This is a genomic window from Actinokineospora sp. PR83, from assembly GCF_021056305.1.
Taxonomy (GTDB): Bacteria; Actinomycetota; Actinomycetes; order Mycobacteriales; family Pseudonocardiaceae; genus Actinokineospora; species Actinokineospora spheciospongiae.
In genome coordinates this window covers 21,791-29,927 of sequence record NZ_JAJCXD010000104.1, presented here as the reverse complement: position 1 = coordinate 29,927, position 8,137 = coordinate 21,791, and the positions used below count along the sequence as shown (strand labels likewise).

Annotated in this window: 6 protein-coding genes; 4 read left to right on the top strand and 2 right to left on the bottom strand. The window is 70.6% G+C overall.

Features of this window, described 5'->3' with window-relative positions:
* Nucleotides 1-724, top strand: a 724-nt coding sequence (locus L6E12_RS30135) for a tetratricopeptide repeat protein (RefSeq protein ID WP_236231316.1), incomplete at its 5' end; no start/stop codon positions are given.
* An 87-nt stretch (nucleotides 725-811) separates the two neighbouring features.
* On the opposite strand, the gene L6E12_RS30130 is transcribed toward L6E12_RS30135, so the two are convergent.
* Nucleotides 812-1,381: a hypothetical protein gene (locus L6E12_RS30130; RefSeq protein WP_236231315.1), complete on the bottom strand. Its 570-nt coding sequence runs from the start codon at nucleotides 1,379-1,381 to the stop codon at nucleotides 812-814.
* A 34-nt stretch (nucleotides 1,382-1,415) separates the two neighbouring features.
* Complete coding sequence (locus tag L6E12_RS30125) at nucleotides 1,416-2,774, bottom strand: NlpC/P60 family protein (protein ID WP_236231314.1); 1,359 nt, start codon at nucleotides 2,772-2,774, stop codon at nucleotides 1,416-1,418.
* Between the two features lie 255 nt (nucleotides 2,775-3,029).
* Between L6E12_RS30125 and L6E12_RS30120 the strand changes: the two genes are divergently transcribed.
* From L6E12_RS30120 to L6E12_RS30110, 3 genes are all read left to right on the top strand, one after another.
* Nucleotides 3,030-3,485: a hypothetical protein gene (locus L6E12_RS30120; RefSeq protein WP_236231313.1), complete on the top strand. Its 456-nt coding sequence runs from the start codon at nucleotides 3,030-3,032 to the stop codon at nucleotides 3,483-3,485.
* On the top strand, nucleotides 3,482-4,945 hold the full coding sequence (locus L6E12_RS30115; RefSeq protein WP_236231312.1) for a flagellar basal body protein FliL: 1,464 nt from the start codon (nucleotides 3,482-3,484) through the stop codon (nucleotides 4,943-4,945). The genes L6E12_RS30120 and L6E12_RS30115 overlap by 4 nt, the downstream gene beginning before the upstream one ends.
* A 224-nt stretch (nucleotides 4,946-5,169) precedes the next feature.
* Nucleotides 5,170-8,010 (top strand): aconitate hydratase, encoded by a 2,841-nt coding sequence (locus L6E12_RS30110; protein WP_236231311.1) that lies wholly within the window; start codon nucleotides 5,170-5,172, stop codon nucleotides 8,008-8,010.
* The last annotated feature ends 127 nt before the right edge of the window (nucleotides 8,011-8,137 follow it).

Here is an 8,137-nt window from a genome sequence, read left to right as displayed (position 1 = left end):
CGACACCGAGCGAGTACTGGGAACCGACCACCCCAACACCCTCAACACCCGCAACAACCTGGCAGGCGCCCACCAGCAAGCAGGCGACCTGGCACAGGCCATCCCATTGTTCGAGGCGACCCTGACCGACTGCGAGCGGGTCCTGGGAACCGACCACCCCGACACCCTCAACATTCGCAACAACCTCGCCTTCGCCTACCACGAAGCAGGCGACCTGGCACAGGCCATCCCACTGTTCGAGGCAACCCTGGCCGATCGGGAACGAGTGCTGGAGACCGACCACCCCGACACCCTCAACTCCCGGCACAACCTCGCAGGCGCCTACGGAGATGTGGGCGACCTGGCACAGGCCATCCCACTGTTGGAATCAACCCTGGCCGATCGGGAACGAGTGATGGAAACCGACCACCCCGGCACCCTCGCCACCCGAAACAACCTCGCCTTCGCCCACCACGAAGCAGGCAACCTGGCACAGGCCATCCCACTGTTCAAGGCAAACCTGGCCGACTGCGAGCGGATCTTGGGAACCGACCACCCCTATACCCTCAACACCCGCAACAACCTGGCAGGCGCCCACCAGGACGCGGGCGACACGAAAAAAGCGATTCCGCTGTTCGAAGCAATTCTGGCCGACTGTGAACGACTGTTGGGAAATGACCACCCGTCGACCCTGGTTGCCCGGGCAAACCTGGACGCGGCCCGGAACGACCTCGACCACATCTGACCGGGTGCCGCCGCGCGCCCGGTCGGCGGCACCCGAGCGCAGGCGCGACACGCCTCTGGATCGGCCGTGAGCGGGTGGTCCTGCTTGTCAGCGCTCGGCGCGGACCGGCTGCGCGGACGTCCACCAGGTGGTTTCCTTGCGGGCGCCCGCCCAGCCGAAGCTGAAGTGGATGTGGTCGGTGTGCGGGCTGGCACCGGTGTAGGGCTGCCAGCCCTTCGACGCCGCGTAGGACTGCCAGATCTCGTGGTTCCAGATGATGTACATGATGCCCAGGCGGCGGGCGCGGGCGTGGGCGTTGCCGTGTTCGTCGGTGGCGAGGAGCCAGTCGAGCAGTGCGGTGGCCTGGGCCTTCTGCGCCGGGTCGGTGGACTTGAACCAGTAGTCGAGTGCGCGGCCTTCCTTGTGCTCGCTCTGCCCGCCCGCGCCGCAGTCGCGGCTGATGATGTCTCCGCCGCGCTTGTACTCGGCCTTCAGGAGGTCGCGGAAGGCTTCGACGCCCGGTTTGGGGGTCGGGTCGCACTTCGACTGGCCTTCGTAGGCGGCGTAGGCGTCGACCTCGGATTCGAACGCGGGGGTCGGCAGTGCTGCCGACGCGGGTGTGGCGAGTGCGGCCACCAGGAGAACTGTGGCGGCGAGTACAGCGGGGAACCTCTTCACCGGTACCTCCCTGTCGGGTGATCGACGTGATCGGTCAGAGCACGCGGGTGGCGTAGGGGACGATGCCGCCGTAGCGGACCGGGGCGATGCGGACCCGGGAGCCGGAGTACGGCGCCTCGACCATCTGCCCGTTGCCGAGGTAGAGCGCGACGTGGTGGATTCGGCCGCCGGTGGTCCAGAAGAGCATGTCGCCGGGGGCCTTCTGGCTGAGCGGGACCCGGCGGCCCGCGGTGGCCTGGTAGCCGCTGTAGTGCGGGAGGCGGATGCCCGCGCCAGCGAAGGCGTAGATCATCAGGCCGGAGCAGTCGAAGCCGATCTTGGCGTAGTCGCCGAAGGCGTCGGCCACGCCGCCGTCGCGGATGCCCCGGGTGGGGCCGTGGGCGTTGCCGCCGCCCCAGGCGTACTGGACGCCGAGTTGGGACAGGGCTCGGTTGATCACCGTGCGGGCGTTGCCGACCGGGCGTGGGCCCGCGGAGTCGTCGGCGCTGCCGCCGCCCCCGCCACCGCCGCCTCCACCACCACTGCCGCCCCCACCGCCGCCGGTGTTCTGCGCGGCTGCCGCGGCGGCGGCGTTGGCCTCGTCCTCGCGCTGCTTGGCCGCCAGCCACTCCTGGTAGCGCTGCCGCTGGTTCTCCAGGCCGCCGACCGCCGCCTGGGCCTCGGTGAGCTGCCGCTCGTAGTCGGCCTTCGCCGCCTGCAACTCCTGGGACTGGTTGGCCTGGTCGGCGCGGGCGCGCTGGGCGGTGGCGGTCGCGGTGTCGGCCTCGCGCTTGGCCTGCTCGGCCTCGGACCGCCTGCGGTCGGCCAGTTCCAGGGCGGCGCGGGCGCGGGAGTCCTTGTTGGCCTTCTCGGTGCGGGCGCGCTGCAACCGGTCGAGGGCGTCGAGTTCGGTGCCGCTGATCGCGTTGAGCATCTCGGCGCGGGCGAGCAGGTCCTCGGGGCTCCTGGCGCCCAGGTAGGCCGAGATGGAGCCGACGGTGCTGCCCTGCTTGTAGCTGCCCGCGGCGAAGTCGTCGAGGAGGGTCCTGGCGTCGTCGATGGCCTTGCCAGCGCCCTCGGACTCGCGGCGGGCGGACTCGGCGTCGTCGGCGGCCCTGGCGGCGACGTCCTGGGCGGTTTCCATGTCGACCAGGGCCTTGTTGGCGTCCTCCAGCTTCGCCTCGACCTCGGCCTGCAACTGCATCAGCCGCGACTCGGCCTGGGCGAGCTGGTTGGTCAGCTCCCCCACCTTGCCCGCCCTGCGGTCGGCCTCGGCGCGGCCCGCGTCGAGCTGCGAGTCGCTCGGGTTGGGCGGCGGGGGTGGCACGGCGACCGCGGTGCCCACCGCAGCCACCGACAGCAGGACCACCGAGGTGGCGAACAGGCCGAGCGACACCGACCGCCGTGAGCGCACGACGCACCTCCTCACCGATCCCGGTGGCCCCCGACGACCCCGGACACGGTCCACACCGGACCGGCCCCGACTGTGCCATTGGCGTCCCGCCCGCACCACCGGTAACAGGCGAAACTTCCGTACCGGGGGTAACTTCCGCCGGCCACAACACTCTGGGTCGCGACAACCACCCTGAAGTGTCGAAACAGGACCTCGCCCACTCACCCTGACGAGGTCGCTGTGACGTCCCGTGGTCGGTGCTGGGAGCATGGCGCCATGCCCGCCCGACTGCCCGCGACCGCCGCCGCGGCCGGGCTCGCCACCCTCGTCGTCGGCCTGTTCCTGCCCTGGTTCCGGTCGGGGGCGGTGCTGCGCGACAGCTTCGAGTCGGTCGGGGTGATCCGCACCCTGGGGTTCCTGCGCGGCACCGGGTGGGCCTGGCTGCCCGCGGCGTGGTTCTCCCTGGTGCCAGTGGTGACGCTCTGCGTCGCGGCGTACGCGCTCGGTCTGCGGCGCACATCGGCAACGCTTTGCCTGGTCGTGACGATTCTCAGTGGAACCGTCGCGGGGGGTGCGGCCGTCGGACAGGGCAGCGGGGACAGCTCGCTGGGCATCGCGGGGACCGGGCCGACGACCACCGCGGTCGGTGCGGTGATCGCGGTGGTGGGCGCCGTGGGCGTCCTCGTGGGCGAGCGCAGGAGCGCTCGCCGGGAAGCAGGAGGGGAACAGTGACGTATCCGCCGGGGCAGGGTGGCCAGTGGCCGCAGAACGACCCGTACCAGGGACAACCGCAGGGCTACGGCCAGGGCGGCCAGCCGCAGCAGGGTCAGCCGCAGGGCTACGGCCAGCAGGGCCAGGGCGGCCAGGCGCAGGGCGGCTACCCGCAGTCGGGCGGCTTCCCGCAGCCCGGGCAGCAGGGCGGCTACCCGCAGCAGCAGTACGGCGGTGGCTTCGGCTACCCGCTGCCGCCGGAGCAGCCCGCGCGCAAGGGGCGCAAGGGCCTGGTCATCGGCGTGGTCGCGGCGGTGTTCGCGGTCGCCGCGGGCGCGGGGGTGACCGTGTGGGCGCTCAACCGCGGTGAGGCGCAGGCGGGCGCGGAGTCGCCGACCGCGGCGGCGACCAGCCTGGTCAACGCCATCGGCCAGGGTGACGTGGCGGGTCTGCTGACCGGCCTCGCCCCGGCCGAGCGCGACCTGATGACCACGCTGAACTCCGAGACGACCAAGGAGTTGCAGCGGCTGGAGGTCTACAAGTCCGACGTCGACCCGAACAAGGTCCAGGGCTTCGAGCTGACCACCGAGAACCTGCAGTTCGACGAGGCGGGCGCCGAGCGGGTCAACGACCACCTGACGATCACCAAGCTGGTCGGCGGCAAGATCACCGTGTCCTCCGACGCCAGTCAGCTCCCGCTGACCAAGGAGTTCATCGACGCCGCGTTCCCCAAGGGCCTGCCCGGCGGCAAGGAGACCGAGACCCTCGACGTGGCGAAGGTGGTCGCGGAGGAGAACAGGGGCGAGCCCATCCGCATCGCGACCGTGCAGGTCGACGGCGAGTGGTACCCGAGCCTGTTCTACACGATCGCCGACTACGCGCTGGCCGAGGAGAAGATGTCCTGGCCGAAGCAGTCGATCGCGGCCAACGGCGGCTCCTCCCCCGAGGACGCGGTGCGCGGCCTGGCCGAGGCGGGCCTGGCGGGCAACCTGACCCGGGCGATCGAACTGCTCCCGCCGGACGAGATGGCCGTCCTGCACGACGTGGGCCCGGCGATCGTCGAGGACGCGGGCAAGATCGAGACCGAGGTCCGGCTGGTGGACCTGTCCACCGAGACCCAGGGCGTCGAGGGCGCGACGAAGGTCCTGCTCAAGGAGGTCGTCCTGGAGAACGAGGACGGCGAGCGGCTGCGCGTGAGCAAGGACGGCGAGTGCTACGCCGTCGAGGCCGAGGGCGAGTCCGACCGGGCCTGCGCCGACGACCTCGCCGCGCGCATCGGCGGCAAGCGGATGGCCCCCGAGGCCAAGCAGGCGCTGACCAACCTGGTCAAGGGCATGATGGCCAACACCGGCGTGGTCACCACCGAGGTCGACGGCAAGTGGTACGTCAGCCCCCTGCGCTCGCTGACCGACGTGCAGGTCACGGCCCTCAAGAGCCTCCAGCCCGAGGACATCAGGGCCCTGCTCCAGCTCGCGGACTGACCCGGAGCAGCACTCCACCGGACCCCCGGCGCCTTCCCAGGCACCGGGGGTCCGCCGCTGTCTCGGCCCGGGCGTGATGGATCACATCCCACGGGTCGGACACCACCCCTTGAACCGAAATACAGGACAAGCGTACTGTTTGAACCGTGAGGCAGTCGCGCACACCCGCCACGGGTGCGACAGACTCACAGCCGAACTGACATGCGCCGCCACTGGAGTTGGACGTGACCACACCGAGTTCCGCACCCGAAGGCACCGAGGGCAACCTCGACAGCTTCGGCGCCCGAGCCACGCTGACCGTCGGCGACGCCTCTTACGAGGTGTTCCGATTGGACGCGGTCGAGGGGTCCGAGCGCCTGCCCTACAGCTTGAAGATCCTGCTGGAGAACCTGCTGCGCACCGAGGACGGTGCGAACATCACCGCCGACCACGTGCGCGCCCTCGCCGCCTGGGACCCGAAGGCCGAGCCGTCGACGGAGATCCAGTTCACGCCCGGCCGCGTGGTCATGCAGGACTTCACCGGCGTGCCCTGCATCGTCGACCTGGCCACCATGCGCGAGGCCGTCACCACCCTCGGCGGCGACCCGGCGAAGGTGAACCCGCTGGCCCCGGCCGAGCTGGTCATCGACCACTCGGTCATCGCCGACATCTTCGGCCGCCCGGACGCCTTCGAGCGCAACGTGGACCTGGAGTACGAGCGCAACAAGGAGCGCTACCAGTTCCTGCGCTGGGGCCAGACCGCGTTCGACGAGTTCAAGGTCGTCCCCCCGGGCACCGGCATCGTCCACCAGGTCAACATCGAGCACCTGGCCCGCGTGGTCATGGTCCGCAACGGGCAAGCCTACCCCGACACCCTGGTCGGCACCGACTCGCACACCACCATGGTCAACGGCCTGGGCGTGCTGGGCTGGGGCGTGGGCGGCATCGAGGCCGAGGCCGCGATGCTGGGCCAGCCGGTGTCGATGCTGATCCCGAAGGTCGTCGGCTTCAAGCTGCACGGCGAGCTGCCCGCGGGCGCCACCGCCACCGACCTGGTGCTGACCATCACCGAGATGCTGCGCAAGCAGGGCGTCGTCGGCAAGTTCGTCGAGTTCTACGGCTCGGGCGTGTCCGCGGTGCCGCTGGCCAACCGCGCCACCATCGGCAACATGAGCCCGGAGTTCGGCTCCACCGCGGCCATCTTCCCGGTCGACGCCGAGACCATCGAGTACCTGAAGTTCACCGGCCGCTCCGCCGAGCAGGTGGCGCTGGTCGAGGCCTACGCCAAGGAGCAGGGCCTCTGGCACGACCCGTCGGTCGAGCCGGTGTTCTCCGAGGTGCTGGAGCTGGACCTGGCCAGCGTCGTGCCGTCCATCGCGGGCCCGAAGCGCCCGCAGGACCGCATCGAGCTGACCGCGGCGAAGCAGGCGTTCCGCGACGCGCTGGGCGCCTACACCACCGACGCGCCCGACAACGGCGTGGACGAGGCCAACGCCGAGAGCTTCCCGGCCAGCGACTCCCCCACCCCGGGGTCCGGCGACGACGAGGCGCCGAGGGTCACGCACTCGGCGGCCACCGGCGCGACCGGCCGCACCAGCAAGCCGACCACGGTCACCCTCGACGGCAACACCTTCGAGATCGACCACGGCGCGGTCGCCATCGCCGCGATCACCTCGTGCACCAACACCTCGAACCCGTCGGTGATGATCGGCGCGGCGCTGCTGGCGAAGAAGGCCGTCGAACGCGGCCTGGAGCGCAAGCCCTGGGTGAAGACCACCCTGGCGCCGGGCTCGAAGGTCGTCTCGGACTACTTCGACCGCGCGGGCCTGACCCCGTACCTGGACAAGCTGGGCTTCAACCTGGTCGGGTACGGCTGCACCACCTGCATCGGCAACTCCGGCCCGCTCCAGGAGGAGATCTCCGCCGGGGTGCAGGAGGCCGACCTCGCGGTGGTGTCGGTGCTGTCGGGCAACCGCAACTTCGAGGGCCGGATCAACCCGGACATCAAGATGAACTACCTGGCGTCCCCGCCGCTGGTGGTGGCCTACGCGCTGGCCGGGTCGATGGACATCGACATCACCACCGAGCCGCTGGGCACCGGGTCCGACGGGCAGCCGGTGCACCTGGCCGACATCTGGCCGTCGCCGCAGGAGATCAACGACGTCATCGCCTCGGCGCTGTCGGCGGAGAGCTTCGCCAGCAGCTACTCCGACGTGTTCGCGGGCGACGAGCGCTGGAAGTCGCTGCCCACGCCCACCGGCAAGACGTTCGAGTGGGACAGCGAGTCCACCTACGTCCGCAAGCCCCCGTACTTCGAGGGCATGCAGATGCAGCCCGCCCCGGTCACCGACATCTCCGGTGCCCGCGTGCTGGCCCTGCTCGGCGACTCGGTCACCACCGACCACATCTCCCCGGCGGGTGCGATCAAGGCCGACACCCCGGCGGGCAAGTACCTCACCGAGCACGGCGTCGAGCGGCGGGACTTCAACTCCTACGGCTCGCGGCGCGGCAACCACGAGGTCATGATCCGGGGCACCTTCGCCAACATCCGCCTGCGCAACCTGCTGCTGGCGGGCGAGAACGGCGGCCAGGGCGTGCAGGGCGGCTACACCCGCGACTTCACCAAGGGCGGCGAGCAGGCGTTCATCTACGACGCCGCGCAGAACTACGCCGAGGCGGGCACCCCCCTGGTCATCCTGGCGGGCAAGGAGTATGGCTCGGGCTCGTCGCGCGACTGGGCGGCCAAGGGCACGTCGCTGCTGGGCGTCCGCGCGGTCATCGCCGAGAGCTTCGAGCGCATCCACCGCTCGAACCTGATCGGCATGGGCGTGCTCCCACTGCAGTTCCCGCAGGGCAAGACGGCGGAGTCCCTGGGCCTCGACGGCACCGAGACCTACGCCTTCGAGGGCGTGACCGAGCTGAACGAGGGCACCACCCCCCGCACGGTCAAGGTGACGGCGGCCAAGGAGGACGGCACGGAGGTCACCTTCGACGCCGACGTCCGCATCGACACCCCCGGTGAGGCGGACTACTACCGCAACGGCGGCATCATGCAGTACGTGCTCCGCAAGATGGTCAACAGCTAGGCTCCAGTCCTTTCCACTCGCCGAGGGGCGGGTCTCGTCCACTGTGGACGAGGCCCGCCCCTCGGCCGTTCCGGTCGCAACTCGCGATACGCTCGACATCTACAGCGCGGCAGGGGTGCCCCAGACT